General features: G+C 68.2%; 24 protein-coding genes and 1 pseudogene. 9 read left to right on the top strand and 16 right to left on the bottom strand.

All coding sequences use genetic code 11. The features are described 5' to 3' along the window. Positions 1-46: 46 nt before the first annotated feature. Together EIK80_RS04085 and rsgA are read right to left on the bottom strand one after the other, a co-directional pair. Positions 47-385, bottom strand: coding sequence for a hypothetical protein (locus EIK80_RS04085; protein ID WP_125155672.1), 339 nt, complete (start codon positions 383-385; stop codon positions 47-49). Positions 386-484: 99 nt separating this feature from the next. Next, complete coding sequence (gene rsgA, locus EIK80_RS04090) at positions 485-1,561, bottom strand: ribosome small subunit-dependent GTPase A (RefSeq protein WP_125155673.1); 1,077 nt, start codon at positions 1,559-1,561, stop codon at positions 485-487. Positions 1,562-1,713: 152 nt separating this feature from the next. Between rsgA and EIK80_RS04095 the strand changes: the two genes are divergently transcribed. Both EIK80_RS04095 and EIK80_RS04100 read left to right on the top strand, forming a co-directional pair. After that, a complete protein-coding gene (locus tag EIK80_RS04095; protein ID WP_125155674.1) occupies positions 1,714-2,505 on the top strand; it encodes a tryptophan 2,3-dioxygenase in 792 nt (263 codons plus the stop codon). Further along, positions 2,481-3,674, top strand: a complete 1,194-nt coding sequence (locus EIK80_RS04100) for an aminotransferase class V-fold PLP-dependent enzyme (protein ID WP_125155675.1) — start codon at positions 2,481-2,483, stop codon at positions 3,672-3,674. The genes EIK80_RS04095 and EIK80_RS04100 overlap by 25 nt, the downstream gene beginning before the upstream one ends. A gap of 125 nt (positions 3,675-3,799) precedes the next feature. On the opposite strand, the gene EIK80_RS04110 is transcribed toward EIK80_RS04100, so the two are convergent. The 7 genes from EIK80_RS04110 to EIK80_RS26950 form a co-directional block, all read right to left on the bottom strand. Beyond that, the gene (locus tag EIK80_RS04110) at positions 3,800-4,369 is read right to left on the bottom strand and encodes a sigma-70 family RNA polymerase sigma factor (RefSeq protein WP_125155676.1); all 570 of its coding nucleotides are present in this window, start codon (positions 4,367-4,369) and stop codon (positions 3,800-3,802) included. 98 nt (positions 4,370-4,467) lie between these two features. Next, positions 4,468-5,346 carry a restriction endonuclease gene (locus tag EIK80_RS04115; protein ID WP_125155677.1) on the bottom strand — a complete coding sequence of 293 codons (879 nt, stop codon included), beginning with the start codon at positions 5,344-5,346 and terminating at the stop codon, positions 4,468-4,470. Continuing rightward, the gene (locus tag EIK80_RS04120) at positions 5,343-8,480 is read right to left on the bottom strand and encodes a DNA methyltransferase (RefSeq protein WP_158624638.1); all 3,138 of its coding nucleotides are present in this window, start codon (positions 8,478-8,480) and stop codon (positions 5,343-5,345) included. Before EIK80_RS04120 ends, EIK80_RS04115 begins: the two co-directional genes overlap by 4 nt. Next, positions 8,393-8,767 (bottom strand): type IIL restriction-modification enzyme MmeI, encoded by a 375-nt coding sequence (locus EIK80_RS04125; RefSeq protein WP_125155679.1) that lies wholly within the window; start codon positions 8,765-8,767, stop codon positions 8,393-8,395. Before EIK80_RS04125 ends, EIK80_RS04120 begins: the two co-directional genes overlap by 88 nt. Before the next feature lie 154 nt (positions 8,768-8,921). Continuing rightward, positions 8,922-10,844 (bottom strand): excinuclease ABC subunit UvrC, encoded by a 1,923-nt coding sequence (gene uvrC / locus EIK80_RS04130; RefSeq protein ID WP_233586436.1) that lies wholly within the window; start codon positions 10,842-10,844, stop codon positions 8,922-8,924. 19 nt (positions 10,845-10,863) lie between these two features. Continuing rightward, a complete protein-coding gene (locus EIK80_RS04135; protein WP_125155681.1) occupies positions 10,864-11,142 on the bottom strand; it encodes a type II toxin-antitoxin system RelE/ParE family toxin in 279 nt (92 codons plus the stop codon). A gap of 2 nt (positions 11,143-11,144) precedes the next feature. Further along, the gene (locus EIK80_RS26950; protein ID WP_125155682.1) at positions 11,145-11,528 is read right to left on the bottom strand and encodes an antitoxin; all 384 of its coding nucleotides are present in this window, start codon (positions 11,526-11,528) and stop codon (positions 11,145-11,147) included. Between EIK80_RS26950 and EIK80_RS04145 the strand changes: the two genes are divergently transcribed. Both EIK80_RS04145 and EIK80_RS04150 read left to right on the top strand, forming a co-directional pair. Continuing rightward, the gene (locus tag EIK80_RS04145) at positions 11,527-12,147 is read left to right on the top strand and encodes a TIGR02466 family protein (protein WP_125155683.1); all 621 of its coding nucleotides are present in this window, start codon (positions 11,527-11,529) and stop codon (positions 12,145-12,147) included. The two genes, EIK80_RS26950 and EIK80_RS04145, sit on opposite strands and share 2 nt — an antisense overlap. 86 nt (positions 12,148-12,233) lie before the next feature. Beyond that, positions 12,234-13,262 (top strand): AI-2E family transporter, encoded by a 1,029-nt coding sequence (locus tag EIK80_RS04150; RefSeq protein ID WP_125155684.1) that lies wholly within the window; start codon positions 12,234-12,236, stop codon positions 13,260-13,262. Positions 13,263-13,326: 64 nt separating this feature from the next. Here the strand turns inward: EIK80_RS04150 and EIK80_RS04155 are convergent, their stop codons facing one another. From EIK80_RS04155 to EIK80_RS04165, 3 genes are read right to left on the bottom strand one after another with little or no spacing between them, the layout of a single operon-like run. Then, on the bottom strand, positions 13,327-13,899 hold the full coding sequence (locus tag EIK80_RS04155) for a hypothetical protein (RefSeq protein WP_125155685.1): 573 nt from the start codon (positions 13,897-13,899) through the stop codon (positions 13,327-13,329). A 29-nt stretch (positions 13,900-13,928) separates the two neighbouring features. Further along, the gene (locus tag EIK80_RS04160) at positions 13,929-14,627 is read right to left on the bottom strand and encodes a DUF998 domain-containing protein (RefSeq protein WP_125155686.1); all 699 of its coding nucleotides are present in this window, start codon (positions 14,625-14,627) and stop codon (positions 13,929-13,931) included. Positions 14,628-14,661: 34 nt separating this feature from the next. Further along, a complete protein-coding gene (locus EIK80_RS04165) occupies positions 14,662-16,380 on the bottom strand; it encodes a M20/M25/M40 family metallo-hydrolase (RefSeq protein ID WP_125155687.1) in 1,719 nt (572 codons plus the stop codon). Positions 16,381-16,738: 358 nt separating this feature from the next. On the opposite strand from EIK80_RS04165, the gene EIK80_RS04170 reads away from it, so the two are divergent. Together EIK80_RS04170 and EIK80_RS26580 are read left to right on the top strand one after the other, a co-directional pair. Continuing rightward, positions 16,739-16,972 carry a flagellar basal body rod C-terminal domain-containing protein gene (locus tag EIK80_RS04170; RefSeq protein WP_125155688.1) on the top strand — a complete coding sequence of 78 codons (234 nt, stop codon included), beginning with the start codon at positions 16,739-16,741 and terminating at the stop codon, positions 16,970-16,972. Positions 16,973-17,032: 60 nt separating this feature from the next. Then, a pseudogene (locus tag EIK80_RS26580) lies at positions 17,033-17,137 on the top strand (hypothetical protein); the annotation flags it as partial. 116 nt (positions 17,138-17,253) lie between these two features. Here EIK80_RS26580 and EIK80_RS04175 read toward each other — a convergent pair. Together EIK80_RS04175 and carA are read right to left on the bottom strand one after the other, a co-directional pair. After that, entirely contained in the window at positions 17,254-17,613 is a 360-nt protein-coding gene (locus EIK80_RS04175; RefSeq protein WP_125155689.1) for a hypothetical protein, read from the bottom strand. 12 nt (positions 17,614-17,625) lie between these two features. Then, positions 17,626-18,810, bottom strand: coding sequence for a glutamine-hydrolyzing carbamoyl-phosphate synthase small subunit (carA, locus tag EIK80_RS04180; RefSeq protein ID WP_125155690.1), 1,185 nt, complete (start codon positions 18,808-18,810; stop codon positions 17,626-17,628). A gap of 272 nt (positions 18,811-19,082) precedes the next feature. On the opposite strand from carA, the gene EIK80_RS04185 reads away from it, so the two are divergent. From EIK80_RS04185 to EIK80_RS26585, 3 genes are all read left to right on the top strand, one after another. Continuing rightward, entirely contained in the window at positions 19,083-19,364 is a 282-nt protein-coding gene (locus EIK80_RS04185) for a DUF1272 domain-containing protein (RefSeq protein WP_125155691.1), read from the top strand. 402 nt (positions 19,365-19,766) lie between these two features. Then, complete coding sequence (locus tag EIK80_RS04190; protein ID WP_125155692.1) at positions 19,767-22,850, top strand: TonB-dependent receptor; 3,084 nt, start codon at positions 19,767-19,769, stop codon at positions 22,848-22,850. Between the two features lie 269 nt (positions 22,851-23,119). Next, positions 23,120-23,251: a hypothetical protein gene (locus EIK80_RS26585; protein WP_233586415.1), complete on the top strand. Its 132-nt coding sequence runs from the start codon at positions 23,120-23,122 to the stop codon at positions 23,249-23,251. An 89-nt stretch (positions 23,252-23,340) separates the two neighbouring features. On the opposite strand, the gene EIK80_RS04195 is transcribed toward EIK80_RS26585, so the two are convergent. Continuing rightward, the gene (locus EIK80_RS04195) at positions 23,341-23,595 is read right to left on the bottom strand and encodes a hypothetical protein (RefSeq protein WP_125155693.1); all 255 of its coding nucleotides are present in this window, start codon (positions 23,593-23,595) and stop codon (positions 23,341-23,343) included. Positions 23,596-23,800: 205 nt separating this feature from the next. Beyond that, the gene (gene pip, locus EIK80_RS04200; protein ID WP_125155694.1) at positions 23,801-24,889 is read right to left on the bottom strand and encodes a prolyl aminopeptidase; all 1,089 of its coding nucleotides are present in this window, start codon (positions 24,887-24,889) and stop codon (positions 23,801-23,803) included. Between the last annotated feature and the right edge of the window lie 55 nt (positions 24,890-24,944).

The following is a 24,944-nucleotide window of genomic DNA, read 5'->3' on the forward strand; positions in this document are numbered from 1 at the left end:
AAAGCGCCGCCGGCCCGCTTCTGAAAGCGGGCCGGCGGGCTCAAGGTCAGGAGGCTTCGGCTTCCGCCTCGGTCTCGTCGGTCCCGTCGCGGAACTCGTCCGCCGGCAGGAAGGCGATGCCTTCCTCATCCAGCACCCACGCGCCCAGGAACGCGGCGTGGCTGGGATCGACCTCCTCGTCGATCAGGTCGCCTTCATAGAGGCCGACATGGCTGTAGTCGAAGTCCAGCGACAGCTGGTTGGCCATGCTGAGCATCTCGTCGGCCATGCGGCGCGAATAGCCCAGGGCTTCGCTGTCGCTGCCGAACTCATCGGCCAGCGAGCTGACCTCCGCCGCATCGCTGCCTTGGGTCGCACTGGTCGTGACGATGGTGAAAGCGGGCATGGCAAGGGTCTCTCTTCGGTCTGGAGCTCCACCCCTAACCCGTTCGGCCGGGGGAAGGGTCCAAATTCTCAGAGAACGGCGTGCGGCGGCGCGGCGCGATCAGCGATCGGCGCCGCCGCGAACGTCCTTCTTGGTGGCGCGATAGCCCTTCTGCAGCCCGCCCTGGCGTCGCCGCTCGGCGTCCCGCGCCAGGCGCTCGGCTTTCTGCTCCATGGCGGCCAGCTCCAGCCCCAGCTTCTGGAAGTGCGCCCAACGGTCGGGATCCAGCGTCCCATCGTCCAGGGCCGCGCGCACGGCGCAGCCGGGTTCGTTGGCGTGGGCGCAGTCGCTGAACTTGCAGGTCTGGGTCAGCTGCTCGATGTCGTCGAACACCACGCTGACGCCGTCCTCGGCGTCGACCAGGCCGATCTCGCGCACCCCGGGGGTGTCGACGATCAGCCCGCCGCCGGGCAGCAAAACGAGCTCGCGGTGGCTGGTGGTGTGGCGGCCCTTGTCGTCGCCTTCGCGGACGGATGCGGTCGCCATGCGCTGCTCGCCCAGCAGCACATTGACCAGGGTGGACTTGCCGACACCGGACGAGCCGATCAGCACGCAGGTCTCGCCCGGCGCCAGATGAGCCAGCAGGGCGTCCAGGCCGACCCCTTGCCGCGCCGATATGCTGACCACCGGGCAGCCGGCGGCCAGGGCCTCGATCTCTGCGGTCTGCGGGCCCGTGTCGGCGCACAGGTCCGACTTGGTCAGCACGACCACCGGCCGCGCGCCGCTCTGCCAGGCCGCGGCCAGGTAGCGCTCGATCCGGCGCGGGTTGAGGTCGCCGTTCATCGAGGTGACGATGAAGGCCAGGTCGACATTGGCGGCGATGACCTGCGGCGTCTGCAGGCTGTCGGCGGCCCGGCGGATGAAGGCGGTGCGGCGCGGCAGAAGGGCGTGGATGGTGGCGGTGCGCTCGGCGGCGTTGACCGACATCGCCACCCAGTCGCCGACGGCGGGATGGCCGATCTCGCGGGCCTCGTGGCGCAGGCGGCCGGACAGCTTGGCGCGCAACTCGCCCCGGTCGGCGGTCACCAGATAGCCGTCGCGCCGCTGGACGACGACGCGCCCGGGAACGTAGCCGGCGCGGGCGTGCGGCTTGAAGTCCCGCGCCAGCGCGTCGGACCATCCATATTGCGTGATCAAGTCGAGGCTTTCAAACGCCAGGGCTCCTTGAGGCGGTTCTGGGAGTGCGGCTTGGTGGCGGGCATTCTAGGGGCGCCCGCTCCCGACGGCCAGCCATCCGTGTCACCCGCCCGGAGTAGCGAGGCGCCGCGAAAAGCGGCATAGGGGTCTCCATGGCGAAAGACATGACCTACGCGCGCTATCTGGCGCTGGACGAACTGCTCGCGGCCCAGAAGCCGCAGAGCGACCGGCACGACGAACTGCTGTTCATCGTCATCCACCAGACCAAGGAGCTGTGGCTCAAGGAGATCATCCACGAGGTCGAGCTGGCCAAGCGGCTGATCGCGGCCCACGACGTCGAGCCGGCCTACAAGGCCCTGGCGCGGGTGTCGCGGATCCAGACGGTGATGACCCTGTCCTGGGATGTCCTGGCGACCATGACGCCGGCCGACTATCTGAGCTTCCGGGGCGACCTCGGCTCGTCCTCGGGCTTCCAGTCGCACCAGTTCCGGACGCTGGAATATCTGCTGGGCCTGAAGGACCAGAGCTTCCTGAAGTTCCACGAGGAGGGGTCCTCGGCCCTGGGGCAGCTGCAGGCCGCGCTCGACGCGCCCAGCCTCTACGACGTGGCCATCGCGCAACTTCCTCGGCACGGCCTGGCCGTGCCGGATCGTGCATTGAACCGCGACTTCAGCCAGACCTACGCGCCCTCGCCCGAGGTGGAGGCCGCCTGGCTGGAGGTCTATCGCGACCCGCAGCGCTATTGGGAGCTGTACCAGCTGGCCGAGAAGCTGGTCGACCTGGACGACGCCCTGGTCACCTGGCGCCACAAGCACGTGCTGACGGTCGAGCGGATCATCGGCGGCCGGCCCGGGACGGGCGGCACCGACGGCGTCGGCTATCTGGCCTCGACGCTGCGCCGCCGGGCCTTCCCCGAGCTGTGGTCGCTAAGGACGAAACTCTGATGACCGCGCGCAAGGACCTGTTCTCCAAGGCCCTCGCCGTCCCTGGCCGGCTGCACATGGCCGCCCACAGCCACCACCTCTGGCCCGACGCCACCCTGGCCGGCCAGGTCGAGGCCTGGGAGGACGCCGTCGTCCTGGCCGACCACAAGTGGGACAAGGCGCTGGGCCAGGTCTATCCGGCCGCCCAAGGCCTGGTCGCCCGCGAGCTGAACCTGCCCGGCGCCGACAGCGTGGTCTTCGCGCCCAACACCCACGCCCTACTGGCGGTGCTGGCGTCGGCGATCGCGCGCCCTTCGCCCGGCCAGCCCATCCGGGTCCTGTCGACCGACGGCGAGTTCCATTCGTTCCGCCGCCAGGCCCAGCGCTGGGTCGAGGCCGGACAGATCGAGCTGACCCTGGTCGAGACCGACCGCCCCGACTTCGCCGAGCGGTTCCTGTCGGCCGCGCGGACCGGGACCTACGACCTGATCTTCGTCAGCCACGTGTTCTTCAAGACCGGCTTCGTGTTCGAGCGGGTGTGGGAGCTGGCCGAGCTGGCCCGGCCCGAGGGGCCGTGGGTCGCCGTCGACGGCTATCACGGCTTCCGCGCCGTCCCGACCGACCTGTCGGCGGTGGCGGACCGGATCTTCTATGTCGCCGGCGGCTACAAATACGCCATGGCCGGGGAGGGCGCGGCGTTCCTGCACGCGCCGGAGGGCTTCGGTCCGCGCCCGGTCCTGACCGGGTGGTACGCCGAGTTCGGCGACCTGGAGGGCCCGCCGGGCGGAGTCGGCTATGTCCGCGACGCCGGCCGGTTCATGGGCGCGACCTTCGATCCGTCGGGGCTCTATCGCTTCGTGGCGGCGGGGCGGATGCTGGAGGCGCAGGGCCTGAGCACGCCGGCGATCGCCGCCCATGTCGGGCGCCTGCAACGGCTGTTGCTGGACAGGATCGCCGACGGCGAGGCCGGACCGCTGAAGGACGCCGTGGTGCTGAACCCGCCGGGCGAGGGCCCTCAGGCGCGGTTCCTGGCCCTGCGACACGAAAAGGCCAGCGTCTGGAAACAGGCGCTGGCCGAAAAAGGTGTGGTGACCGACGTCCGCGACGACGTGCTGCGGATCGGGCTGTCGGTCTATCACGACGAAGGGGATGTGGCGGCGTTCTGCGGGATATGCCGGGCGCTAGCCTAAAGATGCTCCCCCGCGTTGCGGGGGAGCTGTCGCGGAGCGACTGAGGGGGCGAGCTTGGCGAATGTCGCGGTGGCCCCCTCCGGCCCTCTGGGCCACCTCCCCCGCGTTGCGGGGCAGGATCTAGCCTAGGCCGCCAAGCGCTCCAGCGCCCGCAGCATCGAGCCCATGGCCTCGTGCACCGGCTTGCCGTCGCGTTCGTAGCTGCCGGTCTCGAAGATCTGGACCAGGTCCGAACGGGCGCGGCTGACGCGGCTCTTCACCGTGCCGACGGCGACGCCGATGATCTCGGCCGCTTCCTCATACGAGAAGCCGCCGGCGCCGATCAGGATCAGCGCCTCGCGCTGGTTCTCGGGCAGCATCAGCATGGCCTGGCGCAGGTCGTCCAGGGCGATGGCGCCGTCGAAATTGGTGTTGGCCACCAGGGTCCGTTCGGCGGTTTCCTGGTCCAGGCCGACCGAGCGCCAGCTGCGGCGCTTTTCCGAATAGAACTGGTTGCGCAGGATCATGAAGGTCCAGGCCTTCATGTTGGTGCCCATGGCGAAGCTGTTGCGGCTGGCCCAGGCCTTGGCCACGGCTTCCTGCGCCAGGTCGTCGGCGGCGGTGGCGTCGCCGCACAGCGAACGGGCGAAGGCGCGCAGATGCGGAATCAGCGCGACCAGGTCACGCTCGAAGGTCTTTTGGTCCTGATGGTCCATGACGGTCCCCGCTTGAAAACACTCAAGCTATCAAACGAGGCTGGAGAACATTGGTTGCGCCGGAGAACGGTGTTCTTTCAGGTGGGGCCAAGTCTCTTTCAAATCGCGGAGAGGGCGACGGCGTCGATCGTCACCCGCTCGACCATCTCGACCCGCACGCCCAGGCGATGCTGGCGCAGCAGGTCGCACAGCATCTCGCCGTCCACCAGATCGATGGCCGGCGCCCCGTCGCGGACGGCCTCGCGGCGGGCCTCGGCGGTGAAGGTCCCGGTCGTCAGGATCAGCCCCTTGTCGGCCCGCCCGACCATCGCGCCCCGGAAGTCCCGCACCGTCGGCGCCCCGACCGAGCCCTGCCACCGCTTGCACTGGAAGATCACCTGGAACGACAGCAGGTTCATCCGCAGCACCCCGGTGCCGTCGATCCCGCCGTCCCCGGTCTTGCCGGTCACCTCGACCTTGGAGAAGCCGGCTTCGCGGAGCAGGCGCTGGCACAGCCGCTCGAAGGCGGACGGGTCGAGGGCCAGGAGCCGGGCCATCAGCGCGCCGCGCCAGGCGTCGTCCGCGATCTCCTCGGCCGCGTCGAAGGCGGTCGATGGGCTGGGCGTGTCGTCCAGGGAGAAGCGCGGCGGGGCGGCCGCGCGCTGGGCCGCGTAATCCTGCTGCACCTGGCGAGGACCGCCGCGCACCTCGGCCTCGGTGATCGCCGCGCCCTTCGGCGTTAGCGTCCAGACGCCCCGACCGCTGTTCTCCAGCGCCCCGATCTTCTTCAGATAGGTCCGAGCCCAGGCCATCCGGTACTCGACCTCGGTCTGGCCCGAGTTCCCGTGCGGCGCCGACCGCACCGCCTCCGACAGGCCCATATGGGCGCTGACGTCGTCCAGCATCTCCTCGTTGGTCATCGAGCGCCCATGCGCCCGCAACCGCTCGACGATCGGCCACATGTAGGCGTCGTAGGAGGGGACGGCGGGGGCGGTCATGCGGCCTCCTTACGCTGGGAGCGGCCGGCGAAGCGGCCGTCGGGCAGGGCGGTGACGTGACCCCAGCGGACCAGGCTGGTCAGGGCCTTGACCACGCCTTGCTCGATACGCTTGCCTCCCTTCTTGAAGCGGCGGGCCAGGGCGGGGACGTCCAGCGGCTCGCCGGCGGCCTCCAGGGCGGCCAGCACGGCCGGCGGGCGGTCGGCGGCGTCCTTGGGGAAGTCCAGCAGCTCGTCGTCCGCCTCGGCGGGCGCCTCGCCCAGGTCGAGGTCGCCGCTCTTGGCGGCCGCGCCCTTGGCGAAGCGGGGGATCTGGTAGTCGGGCCGCAGCCAGCGCACATGACCGGCCGCCTCCTCGCGCGCCCGCTCGGCGTTCAGCGCCACCAGCCGCTCCAGGATCTGCTCGTCGGTCAGGTCGCGCGGCCAGCCGTAGGCGTCGGCCGTGGCCGCGTCGATCTGGTCGTGCAACTCCTTCAGGATCAGCACCCGGCCGCGCGTCTTCTGGTCCTGCTCGACCGGCGTCAGCTCGGCCCCGGCGCGGACCTTTTCCAGCAGGTTGTAGAGCCCGGTCAGGGTCAGGTCGTCGTTCTCGGCCAGCACGGTCTTGCGCGTGGCGTCGAGTTCCTCGCCGAGGTTACGCAGGCGGACTTTGATGTCCTCCGGCGGGTCGGGGAAAGGGAAGGGGTCGAAGCCTTTGGACTTTGTATAAACCGGCCGATCTTCCAACGAGCCGCCAGTCGCCAGCGCAAAAACGACGTGGAGACGTGACGATAGAACTGCAAGATCTTCGCTTCGTTTGCTTGCAACACAAATTAGCCGGTTATCGGGAATGACTGCTTCATCGAGGAATACAAAGCAGCGATGTTGAGCTGTTTCTACGGTGACTATGTAGCGGTTGAGCGCAGCAAGGGCATTTCTAAGGTCGGCCCTCGGCTTACCGAAAAGCCACCAACTCTGCACATATGATATTGCGTCTTTCGTCGGCGAGCGTGCTGCTTGAGCTTCTCGCTCAGCTTTCACCTTCTCCATAAGGTGCTGATAGACCTCGGGGTATTCCTTTCGGACTTCGTCCGAGCTTAGACCGAATAGGTCGATCACCATGGCACCACGCGAGTGGGACGTGAGATCTCTGCCGTTTCGATAGAGGCGTATGTACCGGTCTAGCCCTGGCCTGACGCCTAAGCCGAGGTGCCGAGCTTCCGTAGGCGTAACGATAAATCCCGAACCGTGCAGCTTCACGCCCGGTGAACAGACACCTTCGTTAGCCAGAAGTGGGGCCGCGCGCGTCACATCCACGCCCACCGTCAGGTCCGAGTTCACCTTCCCGCGCTTCTCCGTGAAGGTCAGGAACGGCTCGTCGGTGTCGAGACCGGTTTCGGTCGCGACCTCCCAAGCCACGCCATCCAGCTTGCCCTTTGCGGCAGCGGTCATGGCGATCCGCACCGCCGCGCTCTCGCGTCCGGCCTTGGTCCAGGGATGGTCGCCGATGGCGAAGATCAGGCTGATCGGCGGCTTGCCGTTCAGGTGCCGCTCCATCACCCGCCGCTGGAAGACCTGGGTGATCGAGTTGGTGGTGACGAAGCCGAACCGGCGCAGGATCGTCTTCTTGCGGGCCAGGATCTCGGCGGCGCTGTCCCACCAGTACATGACGAAGTCGGCGCTGTCGTTCATGGCCTTGTGGACGCCCCACAGCGCCTCGACATAGCCGTCGCCCAGGCGCGCACGCAGGTCCTTGCCGCCGATGAACGGCGGGTTGCCCACGATGAACTCCGCCTCCGGCCACTCCGGCCGCCGGGCGTTCGGAAACGCCTCGACCCGCTGCTGATTGCGAACCTCCACCGCCGGAACCGGATAGCCGTCCCAGGTCAGCACCGCGTCGCGGTTCTCGATGTTCTTGAAGGCCTTCAGGATCGGCTCGGACGGGTGGCCGTCGCGGCTGCGATAATGCTGTTGCAGATAGCCCAGCCACAGGACGAGCTCGGCGATGGCGGCGGCGCGGGGATTGAGCTCGATCCCCAGGAACTGGTGCGGATCGACGGTCTCGAAGCCCAGGCCCTCGGACTCGCCCAGCTGGGCCAGGGTTTCCAGGACCTCGGCCTCCAGCACCTTCATCAGCTCCAGCGACACATAGAGGAAGTTGGCCGTGCCGCAGGCCGGGTCCAGCACGCGGGTGGTGCAAAGCTGGTGGTGGAAGGCCTTGACCGCCGCCCGGGCGCCGGCCAGGTCGCCTTGGTCGGACAGGGCCTCGGCCTTGGTGCGGGCCGCGCGCCAGTCGTCGCGCAGGGGCTCCATGACCGTGACATTGACCAGCCGCTCGACATAGGCGCGCGGGGTGTAGTGGGCGCCGAGGCGCCGGCGCTCGTCCGGGTCGAGGGCCTGCTCGACCAGGGTGCCGAAGATGGCCGGCTCGACCTGGCGCCAGTCGCGCTCGGCGGCGGCCAGCAGCTCGCCGATCTCCTCGCGACCCAGCGCGAAGGCCGTGGTGTCCTTGAACAGGCCGCCGTTGAAGCGCAGGACCTTGGCGTCGATGGCCAGGGACTCGCCGCCCTGGTCCATGGCCTTCCACAGCTCCTTGACCCGCTGGGGGAAGCGGTCGGGGCTGTCCAGAGACTTGCGCAGCAGGCCCCGGAAGCTGTCCTTGGGCAGCAGCTCCACGTCCTCGGCGAACATGGTGAAGATGCTGCGCATCAGGAAGTGGGCGACGTCCGCGGCCTTGGCGCCCGAGGCCTCCAGCGACTTGGAGACGGCGGCCAGACGTTCGGCGATCTCCCGGGTGACGCGGGCGGCCTCGCGGGACGGGTCCAGGCTGTGCGGATCGGTCCAGATCTTCTGCAGGCGTTCGCGGACCTTGGGATCGCGAAGCTCGTCCAGATAGATCCGATAGCCCTTGCGGTCCGGGAAATAGGCGTAGCCGCGCCCCGTGCCCGAGAAGTCGGCGTAGATCTCCAGGCAGTGGCCGATGTCGGCCACGATCAGGAACGGCGGGGCCGGGTGGTCGGTCGGCAGCAGGTGCACATAGTCGACGGCCTGGTTGTAGGCCTTGCGCATCAGGACGTCGAAGTTCCGGTTGGCCGCGCGACGGCCCAGCTGCTCCGGCTCGCTGGCTTCGGGGGCGGCGCCCAGGCCCAGGGCCAACTGCTCCGGCGCGGCCTTGTCGCCGCCCTTGGCGTGCGACTGCTTGGCCTCAGCAGGAAGCAGCCCTTCTTGTAGAGGTCGATGCGCTTGGCGCTGGCGCCGTCCAGGGTGGTGGAGCGCACGGCGCGTTCGAAGACGTAGTCGTTGCGGCTGCGATCGGCCTCCGCCGGATCGGGTTCGGGCAGGCCCAGCACGCTGCAGAACTGCGTGAAGAACATCTGGTAGTTGGCGCGCTCGGCCCCGCCCGTTCGCGAGGTCCAGCGCGCGATGAAGTCGTCTAGCGTCATGGTGCCCAGTACGCCCCCCGTAGTGATCTCAACCTAGACGGCTTCGGCGGCGCTTGGCGAGGGCGTCCTTTCCCCTTGCGGGTCGGGCGGGGCTCGCGCGACCCCTCGCCCTGCCTTTCAGGCCACCCTCTCCCGCAAGGGGGCGGGGAGGGCCTCACCCCTTCCGGAAAAACCCATGGATCCGCTCGGCCAGCGCCTGGCTGACCCCCGCGACCTTGACCAGGTCCTCGACGCTGGCCCGGCCGACGCCCTTGGCTGAGCCGAAGGCGTGGAGCAGGGCCTTCTTGCGGCCCGGGCCGACGCCTTCGATCTCGTCCAGCGGGTTCTTCTTCAGGTCCATGGAGCGGCGGGTGCGGTGGGCGCCGATGGCGAAGCGGTGGGCTTCGTCGCGCAGGCGCTGCAGGTAGTAGAGCACCGGCGACTTGGGCTCGAGCATGAACGGGGTCTGGCCGGGGATGAAGAAGCGCTCCAGCCCCGCGTCGCGGTCGGGGCCCTTGGCCACCCCGACCACGGCGATGTCGTCGACGCCCAGGTCGGCCATGATCTCCAGGGCCGCGTCCAGCTGGCCCTTGCCGCCGTCGACCAGCACGAGGTCGGGGCGGTTGTCGCTGTCGCCTTCTTCCTCCTCCTTGACCAGGCGGGCGAAGCGGCGCTTCAGCACCTCCTTCATCATGCCATAGTCGTCGCCGGGGGTGAGCTCGGTCGAGCGGATGTTGAACTTGCGGTACTGGCCCTTCATGAAGCCTTCCGGCCCGGCCACGATCATGCCGCCGACGGCGTTGGTGCCCTGGATGTGGCTGTTGTCATAGACCTCGATCCGCTCAGGGCTCGCGTCCAGCTTGAAGGCCTCGGCGACGCCGGCCAGCAGCTTGGTCTGGGCGCTGCCCTCGGCCATTTTTCGCCCGAGGGCTTCGCGGGCGTTGGTCAGGGCGTGCTGAACGAGGTCGGCCTTCTCGCCGCGCCTGGGGACGGCGATCTCGACCTTGCGGCCGCTCTTCAGGGCGAAGGCCTCGGACAGCAGTTCGGCCTCGGCCGGCTGCAGGTTGGCCAGGATCAGGCGCGGGATCGGTTTGTCGTCGTAGAACTGGCCGAGGAAGGCGGTGAGGATGCGCTGCTCCTCGGTGGTGGTCTCGCCCCTCTCGTCCTCGCCCTCCTCGGCATTGCCGGTGACGCGCGGGAAATAGGCGCGGTTGCCCCAGTTCTGGCCGGCCCGGAAGAAGAACACCTGGACGCAGGCCTGGCCACCCTCGACGTGCAGGGCCACGACGTCGGCCTCGTCGACGGTCTCAGGGTTGATCTGGGTTTCCTGGGCGACGCTGGACAGGGCGCGGATGCGGTCGCGCAGGCGGGCGGCGCGCTCGAACTCCAGCTCCTCGGCGGCCTCTTCCATCTGCCTGGCCATGCTGGACATCACCGCGCGGGACTTGCCCCGCAGGAAAGCCTCGGCCTGGTCGACCAGGGCCTGGTAGTCGTCCTTGCCGATCAGGCCGGTGCAGGGGGCGGCGCAGCGCTTGATCTGGTGCAGCATGCAGGGGCGGTCGCGCGTCTCGTAGACGCTGTCGCTGCACGAGCGCAGCAGAAACGCCTTCTGCAGGGTGTTCAGCGTGCGGTTGACCGCCCAGGCGCTGGCGAATGGCCCGAAATAGTCGCCCTTGATGGTGTGGGCGCCGCGGTGCTTGCGCAGCTGCGGGGCGTCGTGGTCGCGGCGGATGACGATTTCGGGGAAGCTCTTGTCGTCGCGCAGCAGCACGTTGAAGCGCGGTTTCAGCTGCTTGATCAGGTTGATCTCGAGCAGCAGGGCGTCGGCCTCGGTGCGGGTGGTGATGAACTCCATGGCCCGCGTGGCGTCGACCATGTTGGCGATGCGGTTGGTGTGGAAGCGGCCTTGCGCGTACTGGACGACGCGCTTCTTCAGGCTCTTGGCCTTGCCGACATAGAGCACCTCGTCGGCCTCGCCGATCATCCGGTAGACTCCGGGCGCGTCGGGCAGGCGCGTGACCTCGTCCTTGATCAGGGCGGCGCCGGACAGGCGAGGGGAGGCGGGGGTGTCGGTCGTCGTGTCGGTCACGGGGCAGATATAGGCGAGTCCGGCGCGTTCAGCGATCTTCCAGGGCGTGGTGAATCCGCAGAACGACGACGTCGTCACCGTGAACCTGATAGCGCACGACGTATTGGTTGGCGTGAAATCCGACGAGGAGCTCGCGGTTGCGGCCTCCAGACAGCCGTGTCCGCAACGGATACTCGCGCAGTTCGAGAATCGCGTCCGCGAGCTGATGGCCAAGATCCGTGGCGTAGGTCGCGCCATGATCCCAAAGCCAGGTCTCCAGGCGATCGATATCCGCCCACGCCCTATCCGAGACGAGGATGCGAAACATCGCTAGCGTGGCTTGCCGAGGGTCCTGAGGCGCGCTTCCACCTTTTCCCAGGGAACGCCGCCGGTGCGCAGCGTCTCCTGGCAGATGCGATCCAGCTCATCGGCGTAGGCCTCGTCGTCCTCACCGAAGCCGTTGCCTGACGGGACGCGCGCTGGCGCTTCGTCCCATCGGGCTTCGGCGTCCTTGACACCTGGCGGGTCGACATCGCGCCGCAGGATATCGAGCGCATAGGCCTCGACGCTCAGCCCTGCTGCCTCGGCGCGGGCGCGCAGGCGCTCGGCGAGCGCCGCGTCGATCCGTACCGTCAGTCCGCTCTCGGCCATGTTCTGACTATGTTCCATCGGCGGTTTGTCGTCAATCACAAGGGGCGCTATGACGCCGTCCATGACCACGCGCCCGCTCTTCGTCACGCCGCTCTATGAAGCCAGCCTCGCCAGCGACAAGGACGCCGAGGCGTTCATCGACGAGCTGCACGACGCCTGCATTGCCATCGCCGAGGACGACGAGGCCGGTCAGGCCTGGGCCTATAACAAGGGCTATCTGGGCTATACCTCCTACGCCTCGCTGAACGACCTGCCGCAGCGCGACAGCCTGTTCGAGACGCTGAAGAAGAAGCTGGACAGGCACGCGGCGGCCTTCGCCAAGGACCTGGCCTTCGACCTGGCCGGCGGCAAGCTGGTCATGGACAGCCTGTGGATCAACATCCTGGAGCCGGGCGGCTCGCACAGCGGCCACATCCACCCCCACAGCGTCATCTCCGGCACGGTCTATGTCACCATCCCGCCGGGCGCCTCGGCCCTGAAGTTCGAGGATCCGCGCCTGCCAATGATGATGGCCGCCCCGACCCGCGTCGACGACGCGCCAGAGACCCTGCGGCCGTTCATCTATGTCAGGCCGTCGGCGGGCGCGGTGCTGATGTGGGAGAGCTGGCTGCGCCACGAGGTGACCACCAACCAGGCCGACGAGCAGCGGATCAGCGTCAGCTTCAACTACGCCTGGCGGTAGGCGCGCGTGGCGGCGGGCGCTTCGGCCAGGGACATCCGGTCGCGCGCGGGCGATGATCGCCTTCGAACCGGATTCGCGGAGATCAAGTGAGCAAGACCGGCACATCCTTTCTGGTGAACTTCGCCGTGGGGGCGGGTCTGCTGTACGTGTTTCGCGCCGTGCTGTGGCCCTTTACCCTGGCGCTGGTGCTGGCCATCCTGATCACGTCGCTGAGCGATCGGGTCGTGCGGTTGCTGCCCAGGGCGCGGCGCTGGATGGTGTTCGCCATCACCGCCGTGATCGTGGGCGGGATCATCGCCGCCAGCATGGCGATGGTGATCGAGGGCGCCTCGCGGATCGTCGCCGAGATGCCGGCCATGCTGGCGCGGATCGACCAGTTGCTGGCCCTTGTCCACCCGCCCGGCGGCGGGACCCTGAGCCTGGAGTCCCTGGCCCAGAAGGTCGAGCTCGCGCCCCTGGCCGACCGCTTGCTGGGCAGCGTCCAGGACGCCTCGGCGGGGCTGGGCCTGACCCTGATTTTCCTGTTCTTCCTGCTGATCTCGAGGCCGATGATCGAGAAGCGCGTCGAACGGATCGTCGCCGAGCGCGGCGGACGGGGTCTGGCCTCGGTGCTGGAGCGCAGCTTCTCGGGCGTCGAGAGCTACATGTACGTCCAGTCGGTCACCGGCCTGATGATCGCGGTCGGTTCGGGCGTGGTGATGTTCGCCGTGGGCCTGGACAACGCCCTGTTCTGGAGCCTGGTGATCCTGCTGTTCTCGTACCTGCCGGTACTGGGCGTGATGGCTGGCAGCGTCGGGCCGACCCTGTTCGCCCTGCTGCAGTTTCCCAGTCTGACGCCGGCGATCGCCGTCTTCGTCGGCATCCAGATCGTCTCGTCGGTGGTCGGCAATCTGGTGCTGCCCAAGATGCAGGCCGACAGCCAGAACATCGACCCGGCCGCCAGTCTGATCGCGGTCGGCATGTGGACGGTCATCTGGGGCGTGCCGGGCGCGTTCCTGGCCATCCCGCTAACCCTGGCCCTGATGTACGCCCTGGCCCAGTACGACGACCTGCGCTGGCTGGCGGTGCTGATCTCGCACGACGGCGATCCGACCCCGATGGAGTCGGCGGAGTAGGGGCGCTCGCATCGCGGTCGGCGCGAACCGCCGTCCGCTTCGTCGAAAATGCTCCAGGCGGCGCCTACGGACCGCAGGTCCAGGTCCCCGCGAACACGCGCTTGGCCCCGTCGGCGCGGTCGTAGGTCAGCGTGGCGGGGGAGGGCGGCGACTCGCCGCCGCCGGTCGCCGGACCGGTGATGGCGATGGTCACCGTCTTGCCCTGGCCGCCGAAGGCCGTTCCCTTGACCATGGCGTCGTAGCCGCCCGGCGCGACCACCTGCTCGACGGAGTCCAGCACCTTGACCAGGCCGAAGCCCGGTTCCTTGACGCCCGAGAAGCCCGAGGCGACCAGCAGCAGGGCGCCGGCCTTGTCGCGGAAATGGCAGCTCAGTTCGCCCTTCAGCGGATGGGCCTGCTGGTCGGCGAGGGTGAGGTCCGACAGCTGGATTTGCGAGCCGTCGCCGCCGACCGTCGCGCCTTCGTCGGGGGCGGCGGCCACGGGCGCGGGGACGGCGGGGGTGACGGCCGGCGCGCGGGTCTCGTCGCCCACGGCCGGGGTCGGCGTGGCGGCCGGCTGGTCCTCGGTCTTCTGCTGCGAGCAGGCGGTCAGGACCAGTGCGGCCAATCCGAGGGTCGCGAAACGATATCCGGTCATGGTGGGCGTTCTCCCGTTGTCGGGAGACCCTAGACCGCCGCCGGCTCGGTCGCCAGGGCGCTCGCCTTCCAGCCCTTCTCCAGGCTCCAGGCGGCGATGGCCAGCCACAGCAGGCCCAGGAACGCGTGGCCGCGCTGCCAGTAGCCGACGTCGTAGCCGGTGCGGACGTTCCACACCCCGGTCAGCAGGGCGAAGACCAGCAGCAGGCCGAAGAACCAGCCCAGCGAGAACTGGGCCAGCCGCCGATAGCCCGGTCTGCCCCACAGGGCCCAGGCGGTGAACAGCGGGGCGAACTGCATGGCCAGGCCCACGCCGCAGGCGCGATGCATGGGGTCGGGCCAGTGGAACACCCCCGCGAAGAAGGCCCCCAGGCCCGTCAGCGCCACGAACAGGCCCGCGAAGGCCGAGACCTGGCGCCGGCCGCCGGCGTGCTCCAGGGCGTGGGTGAAGCCGGCTCCGGCCAGCAGGCCCGCGACGCCGGCGATCATCATGCCGTAATTGAAGATTTCGGGCAGGGGCGCCTTGGGGCCGCCCAGCTCGCTGATGAACTGGGCCCCGGCGTCGAAGCCCGGGAACAGGCGCTGGGCCAGCGCCACGTCGGCCACCATGATGGCCGGCGCGATCACGCCGATCTTCAGGAAGGCGCCAGTGCGGGCGGTCACGCTTTGCAGGTCCGTCATCAAAAACAAAGAGGGCGGCAGAATCCCTTCCGCCGCCCTCCGGGTCAATCGTGCTTTTCTGCCCGGCTTACTCCGCCCCAAATCACTTGGCGGAAGACGGATGCCCCGCTGGCGCGAACGTGCCGCCGAAGAAGTCGCCCTTCTTCCAGACCGGACGGGCCGGGGCGTTGGCCAGCTCGCGGGCGATCTCGTAGTTCACGAGCGCGAACTTGGCGGCCGCCTGGTAGTCGATCGGCTGGTTCAGGTCGTCGCCCGGGTGGTGGTAGTTGCCCTTCAGGAAGCCCTTGAAGGCCGCCTCGCCGCCGTTCTGGAAGCCGGTCATCAGGAACACCGACGGGATCCCCTGCTCGACGAAGCGGTAGTGGTCCGAGCGGGTGAACAGGCCTTCTTCCGGCATCGGGTCGCCGGACAGCGCGACGCCCACGCGGCCGGCGGCGTGCTTGACGGCCTCGCCGATGGTCGAGCGGTCGGCGCCGAACGCGATCACGTCGGTGAACGGGTACAGCAGCACCGGCATGTCCAGGTTCACGTCGGCGGCGATGTCGGCCTTCTTCACGGTCGGGTTGTTGGCGAAGTAGTCCGAGCCGACCAGGCCCTTCTCCTCGCCGGTGACGGCCAGCAGGATGATCGAGCGCTTGGGCTTGACCTTGCTGTTCTTGAAGCCGCGCGCGACCTCCAGCAGGGTGGCGATGCCCGAGGCGTTGTCGAGCGCGCCGTTGTTGATCTTGTCCTCGCCGGGCTTGGCGTTCTCGCGGACGCCGATGTGGTCCAGGTGCGCCGACAGGATGATCGTCTGGGCCTTCAGGGCCGGGTCCGCGCCCTCGATCAGGCCGACGACGTTGCTGCTCTCGCGCTTCTCGATCTCGGTCTTCACGACGATGCTGGCCTTGGAGGTCAGGGCGAAGCCCTTGACCGCGCCCTCGGGCTTCTCGGCCTCGGCCATCACGTCGGCCAGGGCCGCCGGGGCGCCGGCGAACAGCTTGGCCGCGCCGGCCTGGCTGATCGAGGCCAGGGCCGGGGCGCTCGGCGCGCGGATGGCGCCGACGTCGTTGGCGTCGCGCCAGATCACTCGCCAGCCGCGCATCATGCCGACCCCGGCCGCGAACGGACGGCGCTTCTCGGCGCTGGGGCTCGACAGGGTGACGACGCCGACGGCGCCGCGCTTGGCGGCTTCCTCACGCTTGGTGTTGGGGTTGGCGAAGTGGGCGCGTTCCTCGGTCTGCAGCGACGACGGAGCGCCGTTCAGCATGACGACGATCTTGCCCTTCACGTCGAGGCCCGCGTAGTCGTCGCGGCCCGTGGCCGGATTGACCAGGCCATAGCCGACGAAGACCAGCGGCGCGTCGACCTTCAGGTCGGCGGCCTGGGCCTGCGGATTGGGCAGATAGTCCTCGCCGTACTTCAGGGCGACCGTCTGGCCATCTGCGCCCGTCAGGCCGAACGAACCCTCGCCGGCCCCGCGGAAGGCGATCAGCGGCACGTGCTGCTGGTACGAGACGCCGGTCGCCGTCTTGTCGCCGGCCGGCTTGACGCCCAGCAGGGCGTACTGGGCGGCGACATAGTTGGCGGCGATGTCATAGCCGCGCGTGCCGGCCTCGCGGCCTTCCATCAGGTCGTCGGCCAGGAAGGTCATGTGGGCCTTGATGGCCTCGGGCGAGGGAACGAAGTCCGAGGCCGGCGCGGCCTTCCTGGCGATCTTCTGGGCCGCCGCGACGGGCTTGGCCGGTGTGGCCGCGAGAACCGGTTGCGCCACCATGAGCAGGGCGGCGCTGGCGAGCGCGACATGACGCGTGAACGACATTTCTAAGGAGACTCCCGGGGGAGCGGACCGCCCCCGGCCCGCGAAGGGGCGAACCATGTCGGGACGATGGCGGCTTGTCGATACGGCCGAGCCTGAACGTTTTGTAATGTTGGACGGGTTTTGCGCCGACGGCGGCCTTGACGCCTCGCATCGCCGCGGGGGCGCGCGCCTTGCGAAAACGGCGTTCGCGCTGGGTTTGGTTGGCGGAAGATTCACCCTGTCGCGGTCGCCCGGAAAGGGCCGCTCAAAAGGTTAACCGCCGCTAAAAAAGATGACCAAGTCGTGAATTTTACCATTTTTGGTTGTAAGGTCTTAACCCAACCGGCCAGATAACCAAGGCGTAGAACGGAGACACCCCATGCAGGCTCTCTCAATCGCCGCCTCGGGCATGATGGCCGCCGCCGACCGGCTCAACGCCTCGGCCCAGCGGGTCGCGGCTTCGGACGCCCAGGCCGCTGAGAGTCTCGGGGACGTCGATTACGTCAAGGAGCGCACCGAGCAGATCGGCGCCGCGACCGACTTCAAGGCCAATGCGGCGGTGGTTCGCGTGGCCGACGAGATGAACAAGCGTCTGCTCGACCTCAAGGTCTGAGCGCCCAGTCTTTCAGTTCCAGCGTTAAAGGCCTGTCTTCGCTCGGGGCGTCCCCCGGGCCTGGACAAGCGCGCCCCGCCAGACGCCCGAAGTGCGCCCCCCTTGCCCAGGGTGTCTGGCCGCCGCCTCCCGCTTTGCCCCCTAGTCTTGCGGGAGGCGGCCCCCCTTTGCCTTCTCCCCTTGCGGGAGGAAGCGCCATCGAGGGCCTGATGAGGGGGTGAAAAGCCCCGTCGGAACGGCCGCGCGGGCCCCGGTCCAGCCTGCCCCCTCAGTCCAGCCCCTCAGTCCAGCTTGGCCAGATCGGTGTCGCGCCACCAGGCGTCGGCGCGGTAGGCGGGCGGGGCCAGGAAGTCGACCGGCGGCGCCGCGTCGACGGGAATGGCGCCCGCGGCCTCCAGGGCGTCGTACCACTCGTCGCGCAGGGACGGCGGCAGGCGACGGCCCGTGAGCGGGCAGTGGTTCAGCACATAGGCCGAAACCCCGTCGGCGTTGGGAAGCGTGAACTCGCGCAGCGCCGGTTCGTAATAGATGATCGCGCCGTCGGCGATGGCGTCGAACAGTTCGGGAAACAGCGCGTAGTCGTGGAGCGCCCGCAGGCGCTCGAGGCCGGTGTTGGGTTCGATGCTTTCGATCCCGAACACCGCTGTCGAATCCTATTTCGCCTTGTCCATCAGGCCCGCGAAGCGTTCGAACAGATAGAGGCTGTCCGTCGGGCCGGGCGAGGCTTCCGGGTGGTGCTGGACGCTGAACACCGGCTTGTCGGCCAGCTGGATGCCGGCGTTGGTGCCGTCGAATAGCGAGACGTGGGTCTCCTGGACCGGTTCGGGCAGGCTCTCGCTGTCCACGGTGAAGCCGTGGTTCATCGAGACGATCTCGACCTTGCCGGTGGTCAGGTCCTTGACCGGGTGGTTGGCGCCATGGTGGCCCTGTTCCATCTTCACGGTCTTGGCGCCCAGGGCCAGGGCCAGCATCTGGTGGCCCAGGCAGATGCCGAACACCGGCTTGCCGCTTTCGACCAGCTTCTGGATCTCCGGCACGGCGTACGCGCCGGTCGCGGCCGGGTCGCCGGGGCCGTTGCTGAGCAGCACGCCGTCCGGGTTGCGGGCCAGGATGTCCTCGGCCGAGGTCGAGGCCGGCACCACCGTGGCGCGGGCGCCGACATGGGCCAGGGCGCGCAGGATGTTGCGCTTCACGCCATAGTCGATGACCACGACCTCGTACTTGGGCTTGTCCAGCTTGGCGTAGCCTTCAGGCCAGGACCACAGGCCCTCGTCCCAGGTGAAGGTCTGGGTGGTCGAGGCGTCCTTGGCCAGATCGAGGCCTTCCAGGCCGGCCCAGGCCTTGGCCTTGGCGACGAGAGCCTCGAGGTCGAACTTGCCGTCCGGCGAATGGGCGATGACGCCGTGCGGCATGCCGGTCTCGCGGATCTTGCGGGTCAGGGCGCGGGTGTCGACGCCGGCCAGGCCGATGACGCCCCGGGTCTTCATCCAGGCGTCGAAGTCGCTGTTGGCGCGCCAGTTGGCCTGCTCGGTCGGGACCTCGCGGAACAGGGCGCCGCGGGCGGCCGTCTCGGCCACGCCGGTGATCTGCTCGACGTCCTCGGCGTTCGTGCCGACATTGCCGATGTGCGGGAAGGTGAAGGCGACGATCTGGGCCATGTAGGACGGGTCGGTCAGGATCTCCTGATAGCCCGTCATGGCGGTGTTGAAGCACACCTCGCCGACCGCGTCGCCAACCGCGCCGCAGCCCACGCCTTGCAGGATCGTGCCGTCGGCCAGGGCCAGAACGCCGGTGACGCCTGGAAGAAGAGCGACGCCGGGGAGAAGGTCTTGGGACATTCTGTGGAGCGCTCCTGACGCATTCTGACGGATGTTCATTTTTGCAAAAAAGCGGGCCAGGGGTAACCCCTGCCCGCCGCGCAAACGGCGGGGTGTCTAGGGGCTATGGGGCAGGGGGTCAACCCCCGCTGATCACGCGGATTTCGCTTGGCGCCACATTCCCGTGATCGACGAACGCGCACCCTCGCGCGACGGGCTCAAAAGCCCTTATGGTACAAGGCTTCCAGGCGCAAAAGACCTGAAGCACCAGACGAACACGGGAGGACGGCCCCATGCTCGAACTGCGCCCCAATTGCGAGTGCTGCGACGCGGACCTGCCGCCGGCCAGCGCCGCGGCCCGAATCTGCACCTTCGAGCACACCTTCTGCGCCGACTGCGCGGACGTCCGGTTCGAGGAGATCTGCCCAGACTGCGGCGGCGGTCTGGTGGCCCGGCCGATCCGCCCCGACGCCCAGCTGCACCGGTACCCGGCCTCGCTGCGGCGGGTGAACAGGGGTCATCGCTACGCGCCGGCCGCGCGCCGCGACCCAGAGCGCCCGGCCGGCTGGAACTAGGGCCGTTTCCGGTCCAGCCGGATCGATGAACGGCTCCGGTCTGGCGCCTTCACACCCTTTATGACGATGAACCCACGTCCGCCGCGTCGCGCGGCGCGTCGGCGTCGTCTCGCCCGCGCGGCCGCCAACGCCTCCTGAACACGCCAGGATCGCGAACGGGTCTCCCTCGGCCGGCGCGTGAGCGTGGCTCTGGCGCCTCACTCCCCGCGAAGCTTGTGAAAGGGGCATGACAGCGAGGTCAGACCACATTGACTTGAGAGGACTTACCTCGTAACCGTGTCGAGTGTGACCGCTACCACCGCCAAGCGGAGCGTAATCGTCGGCCAACCGGGAAGGGGCGGCCGATCAGCCGTACGGCGACAACGAAACAAGTGCTCAGAGCACTGTCATGGGGAGAGAAACATGTCGTCCATTCGACACCACGGGTCCGTTCGTCGCCTGGCCTTGATCGGCGCGACCTGCCTGACCACTTTGGCGATTGCCCAGGCCACTTACGCTCAGACGACCGCCCCGGCGCCGGCCGCGGACACCGCCGTCGACGAGATCGTCGTCACCGGCTATCGCAAGAGCCTGGCCCAATCGACCGTCGCCAAGCGCGAGACCACCGGCTTCGCCGACGCCATCTTCGCCGAGGACATCGGCAAGTTCCCCGACTCCAACATCGCCGAGTCGTTCAACCGCATCCCCGGCATCACCATCACCCGCGACATCACGGGCGAGGGCACCAACGTCGCCATCCGCGGCCTGGGATCGAACTTCACCAACGTGACGCTGAACGGCGCCTCGATCGCCGTGGCCTCGTCGGGCGCGACCGACGCGCAGGGCACCGACCGTTCGGTCGACCTTTCGTTCTTCCCGACCGACCTCTTCACCAAGCTGACGGTCAACAAGAGCTATTCGGCCAGCCTGCTGGAAGGCGGCGCGGCGGGTAATATCGACATGCGCTCGGCGCGTCCGTTCGACCGCCCCGGCCAGCACCTGACGATGAACGTCCAGGGCGTGAAGCCCGACGGCGCCAAGCTGGGCGGCAAGGGCTCGGTGATCGCCAGCAAGACCTGGGACAATTTCGGCGTCCTGTTCGGGGTTTCGGGCCAACGCCTGCACACCGACACGCGCGGCTACGAGACCATCGGCTTCACCAATCCGAACCTGTCGGCGGCCCAGTGCGGCGCGACCAGCGGCTGTAACGCCACGGGCGGCGGAAACTGGACGATCCCGGCCACGGTGCCGGTCGGCGCGGGCGCGGGCCTGGTGGCCGGCACGGTCATCGACCGCGATTTCCTGCTGTCCAAGAACCCCGGCGCGACCATCCAGCAGATCGACAACGGCCTGCTGCCGCGCCTGGGCCGTCCGTCGGCCGAGTATGGCCGCCGCGACCGCCTCAACCTGGTCGGCAGCCTGGAATGGCGCCCGAACGACAACGTCAATTTCTATATCGACGGGATGTACGGCTACAAGAAGAACGACCTTCTGCGCGAGGACATCGCCTGGATCGTCCGCAACGGCGCGATCATCCCGACCAACACCAAGTACGACAAGACCGACTGCTCGGCCGGCTGCACGGTGACGCAGGGCACCTACGCCAACTCGCAGTTCTTCCTGGAATTCCGTCCCTATCTCGAGAAGACCGAGCTGTGGGGGATCAATCCGGGCGGCGAATGGCGCATCAACGACAAGCTGAAGGTCGAGGCCCAGGCCAACTACACCAAGAGCAACTTCCATCGCGAAAGCCCGACCTTCGGTCCGGTGACCGCCCTGGGCGTCGGCACGACGGTGGACTACACCTACAACCCGAACGGCCCGCCGACGATCAAGAGCAGCGTCGACCTGAACAACCCGGCCAACTACGTCTGGACCGGCGGTCGCCTGAACATGCAGGACGAGAAGCGCTGGTACGAGACCAAGGGCGCCCGCGCGGCCATTACCTGGGGCGACGAGAAGCTGAACCTGAAGTTCGGCGGCAACTATGACGACGTCTCGCGCACCATCCGCGGCTACGACAACACCACGCCGTGGCAGAACGCGACCTGCGGCAACAACCCCAGCATCAACCTGACCTCGCCGAACGGCACCCCGCCGTGCCAGGGCCTGAACCAGCCGGGCGCCGCTCCCGCCGGCTATCCGACCTATCCGGGCTACGGCACGGGCGCCACGGCCGGCCAGACCGGCACGCTGACCTACGGCGGCTCGCTGATCCCGACCGCCAACCTGGCCAGCTACCTGAAGCCCGGCCCGGCCGGCTTCGTCACGGTCGACTGGGACAAGGTCAAGCAGGCCACCGGCTACGACAAGCTGCATGACGCCTCGCCGGAGACCGGCGGCTCCAACACCGGCGCCAGCGGCGGCTATATCAACGAGAAGAACAGCGCGGCCTATACCGAGCTGAACGGCGTCACCCAGGTGATGGACAGCGACCTGCGCTTCAATGTCGGCGTCCGCTACGTCCACACCAAACAGACGATCGGCGGCCGCGTCTCGCTGGCGGATCCGCGCAACACCCTGCCGGGCGGCGCTCAGCTGCCGGACGGCGCGCGTTATCCGAACATCACCAACTTCGTCTACACCGAGAACACCTATTCGAAGTGGCTGCCGGCCGCCAACATCGCCTATGACGTCGGCGAGCACGCCGTGGCCCGCGTGGCGGTGTCGGAGACGATGACCCGTCCGGACCCCGCCGCCCAACTTCCGGGCGTCAGCTTCGGCGCGCCGTCGGCCGACCAGGCCACGATCGGCAACTCGGCCCTGAAGCCGTACTTCTCGAAGAACATCGACCTGGGCTTCGAGTTCTACACCGGCCAGGAAGGCGTCATCGCGGTCAACGCATTCCGCAAGTCGCTGACCGGCTTCACGACCAACAACGTCGTGACCCAGCCGTTCTCGGCCCTGGCCCAGTACGGCATCACCTATGACACCCTGAACGACACCCAGAAGACGGCCATCAACTCGCGTGGCGGCCCGACCCAGGCTCAGGTGCAGATCCAGTCGCAGATCAACGTGCCCAACAAGCTCACGATCAACGGCCTGGAATTCCAGTGGGTGCAGCCGCTCGACTTCCTGACCAGCCGCTTCGGCGTCGAGGGTCTGGGCGTCAACGCCAACGCCACCATCGTCGACCAGACCAGCAACGGTCCGGCCATCGCCTACGGCGTTGCCAAGTACACCTACAACCTGACGGGCTATTACGAGCACAACGGCGTCAGCCTGCGTCTCAGCCACGTCTACCGGAAGGGCTCGCAGTCCAGCGGCGCCAACCAGAACGGCGTCACCGCCGCCGCCCTGTTCGCGGACGACTACAAGCAGACCGACTTCTCCTCGAGCTACGATCTGGAGAAGATCCTCGGCATGAAGAACGCCCCGCAGCTGACCTTCAACGTGACCAACCTGACCAACGAAAAGCTGCGCTCGCACTTCCAGTACGACAACGCGACCTTCACCTACTACAAGCCCGGCCGCCAATACGTGGTCGGTCTGCGGATGAGCTTCTAGGGCTCCTCCGGCGCGGTCCCGTCCGCCGGTCCGAAATCCTCGGACCGGCGGCCGATCGCGCTCCATCCACCTTTCAAGCGCGGGTGATCGACCTCCTCCCGCCCGCGCGGCCTCACGGCGCGTCCCGTTCCCGGGCGCGCCGATTTTTTTGGGGAAAGCGCCGGTCTGGACGGCGGCGCCGGACAACTTGTCGCGGCGCGGGAGCCGTCCAAGATTCAGGATCATTAACGGTTCAGGGTGCAAGCTCCACCGTGCAAGGAGCCCCCGCCATGACCCCCGCCGCCGCCCTGTTCAAGCCGCCCAGCCGCTCGGTCTTCAGCCTGACCGAGACCGTGCTGAACATGGCGCTCGTGGCGGCGATCCCGATCAGCGCGGTGGTCTTCGTGGTGCTGAGCTTCTAGAGCATTTTCCGACGAAGTGGATACCGGTTCGTCGTCAGAAAATGCGTTAAAACAATAGCCTAGAGCAAACCGCGCGCGCCGGGGCGCCTTCAGGGCTCGCCTCGACCCCGCAGCCGCGACCAATGCTGGGTCGCGCCCTCGCCGAATTGGTCCAGCGCCTCGTCCAGGTGGACCAGGATCCGCGCGGCGCCGAAGACCAGCAGCCACACGATGGCGAAGAACCGCAAGAGATCGGCCTGATGCGGGGCGTGGGCGGCCCAGGCCAGAAGGCCCGAGAAGCCGCCGAGGCCGGCGACCAGCAGGATCATCAACAGGCGGCGGTGAGCGGGGGAGGGCATGTACATGGCGGTCTGTCCACTAGAGCCTGCCCGCTTCTGATGGAAACATCAGAAGCGGGTAAACAGGCTCTATTTCAAACACTTAGAGCGTGGCTGGCGCCGAAGCCGCGCACACTTTCGGCTGCCACGCTCTAACGCGCCTTTAGTACCCCCGCCCCGCATAAGCGCTCCAGATGGAAGGGAGCCTTCCCGCGTAAGGGCCGTATAAAACTCAGCCGATCGGCGGCAGCCCGTCCATGATCGCGGTCAGGGCCAGCACCGTCTGGGCCTCCATGGCGCTGTGGCCGGCGTTGGTCTTGACGTAGCTGGCCGGGGCGGCGCCCACCCTCGCCATCGCCGCCACCAGCCGCGAGGCCTGGGTCAGCGGGCAGACCTGATCGAAGCGGCCGTGGACGATATGGGTCGGGATGGCGGCGATCCTGTCGACATGGCCGACGATGTAGTCCGGCTCCAGGAACAGGCCGTTGGCGAAGAAATGGGCCTCGATCTGGGCGAAGCACAGAGCGAAGTCGGCCTCGCCGAACTTGCCCGGGTCGCTGTCCTGCGGGACCATGTTCGAGATCGTCCCTTCCCAGACCGACCAGGCCACGGCGGCGCGCAGCTGGCGGGCGCGGTCGGCGTCATTCGCCGGGATCATGTCGAAAATAGCCTTGTAGGCGGCCATCATGTCGCCGCGCTGGTCCGCCGGGATCTCCTCGACGAAGGCCTTCCACTCGTCGGGATAGGCGACATAGCTGCCCGGTTCGGTCAGGGCGTAGGGCGCGTCGGCGAAGGTCGCGGCGTTGCCCTGGTACATGTAGAGCAGGTCCTCGGTCGCCCCCAGGAAGATGCCGCGCAGGATCAGCGAGGCGACCTTGTCCGGATGGCGGATGCCGTAGACCAGGGCCAGGGTGCTGCCCCAGCTGCCGCCGAACACGTGCATCTTGCCGGTGATGCCGAGAGCGTCGCGGAGCTTGTTGATGTCGTCCACCAGATGGTCGGTGTCGTTGCGGGTCAGGGCCACCTGGGGGCCGTGGGTCGCGACGGTCGGCTCGCTCTTGCCGCAGCCGCGCTGGTCGAACAGGATCACGCGGTAGCGCCGGGGATCGAAGAACCGCGACATCACCGGCGCGCACGCCCCGCCCGGACCGCCGTGCAGGTACATGACCGGCTCGCCGTCCGGATTGCCGTATTCTTCCCAATAGAGCTTGTGGTCCGGTCCCTGGTCGACCTGAAGCAGGCCCGCGCGGTTGGCCGGCGCCAGCGGATACTTCCACTCGGTGGTGACGGTGCTGACGGCCTGCAGCTTCGAGAAATCCATGGGACTCACCTTCGGGGTCGACAGCCCTGGCCTACCGCGCCGGAAAGCGCAGCGC

This window comes from Caulobacter sp. 602-1, assembly GCF_003931565.1.
In the GTDB taxonomy this organism is placed as follows: Bacteria; Pseudomonadota; Alphaproteobacteria; order Caulobacterales; family Caulobacteraceae; genus Caulobacter.

Bases quoted from the DNA above. Each gene is read 5' to 3' on its own strand.
- EIK80_RS04195 (WP_125155693.1), bottom strand. From the start codon at position 23,595: ATGTACATGCCCTCCCCCGCTCACCGCCGCCTGTTGATGATCCTGCTG.
- EIK80_RS04135 (WP_125155681.1), bottom strand. From the start codon at position 11,142: ATGTTTCGCATCCTCGTCTCGGATAGGGCGTGGGCGGATATCGATCGC.
- EIK80_RS04170 (WP_125155688.1), top strand. From the start codon at position 16,739: ATGCAGGCTCTCTCAATCGCCGCCTCGGGCATGATGGCCGCCGCCGAC.
- EIK80_RS26950 (WP_125155682.1), bottom strand. From the start codon at position 11,528: ATGGACGGCGTCATAGCGCCCCTTGTGATTGACGACAAACCGCCGATG.
- pip (WP_125155694.1), bottom strand. From the start codon at position 24,889: ATGGATTTCTCGAAGCTGCAGGCCGTCAGCACCGTCACCACCGAGTGG.
- EIK80_RS04115 (WP_125155677.1), bottom strand. From the start codon at position 5,346: ATGACCGCCCCCGCCGTCCCCTCCTACGACGCCTACATGTGGCCGATC.
- EIK80_RS04125 (WP_125155679.1), bottom strand. From the start codon at position 8,767: ATGACGCTAGACGACTTCATCGCGCGCTGGACCTCGCGAACGGGCGGG.
- EIK80_RS04085 (WP_125155672.1), bottom strand. From the start codon at position 385: ATGCCCGCTTTCACCATCGTCACGACCAGTGCGACCCAAGGCAGCGAT.
- EIK80_RS04110 (WP_125155676.1), bottom strand. From the start codon at position 4,369: ATGGACCATCAGGACCAAAAGACCTTCGAGCGTGACCTGGTCGCGCTG.
- EIK80_RS04165 (WP_125155687.1), bottom strand. From the start codon at position 16,380: ATGTCGTTCACGCGTCATGTCGCGCTCGCCAGCGCCGCCCTGCTCATG.
- EIK80_RS04190 (WP_125155692.1), top strand. From the start codon at position 19,767: ATGTCGTCCATTCGACACCACGGGTCCGTTCGTCGCCTGGCCTTGATC.
- EIK80_RS04185 (WP_125155691.1), top strand. From the start codon at position 19,083: ATGCTCGAACTGCGCCCCAATTGCGAGTGCTGCGACGCGGACCTGCCG.
- EIK80_RS26585 (WP_233586415.1), top strand. From the start codon at position 23,120: ATGACCCCCGCCGCCGCCCTGTTCAAGCCGCCCAGCCGCTCGGTCTTC.
- EIK80_RS04155 (WP_125155685.1), bottom strand. From the start codon at position 13,899: ATGACCGGATATCGTTTCGCGACCCTCGGATTGGCCGCACTGGTCCTG.
- EIK80_RS04145 (WP_125155683.1), top strand. From the start codon at position 11,527: ATGACCACGCGCCCGCTCTTCGTCACGCCGCTCTATGAAGCCAGCCTC.
- EIK80_RS04095 (WP_125155674.1), top strand. From the start codon at position 1,714: ATGGCGAAAGACATGACCTACGCGCGCTATCTGGCGCTGGACGAACTG.
- carA (WP_125155690.1), bottom strand. From the start codon at position 18,810: ATGTCCCAAGACCTTCTCCCCGGCGTCGCTCTTCTTCCAGGCGTCACC.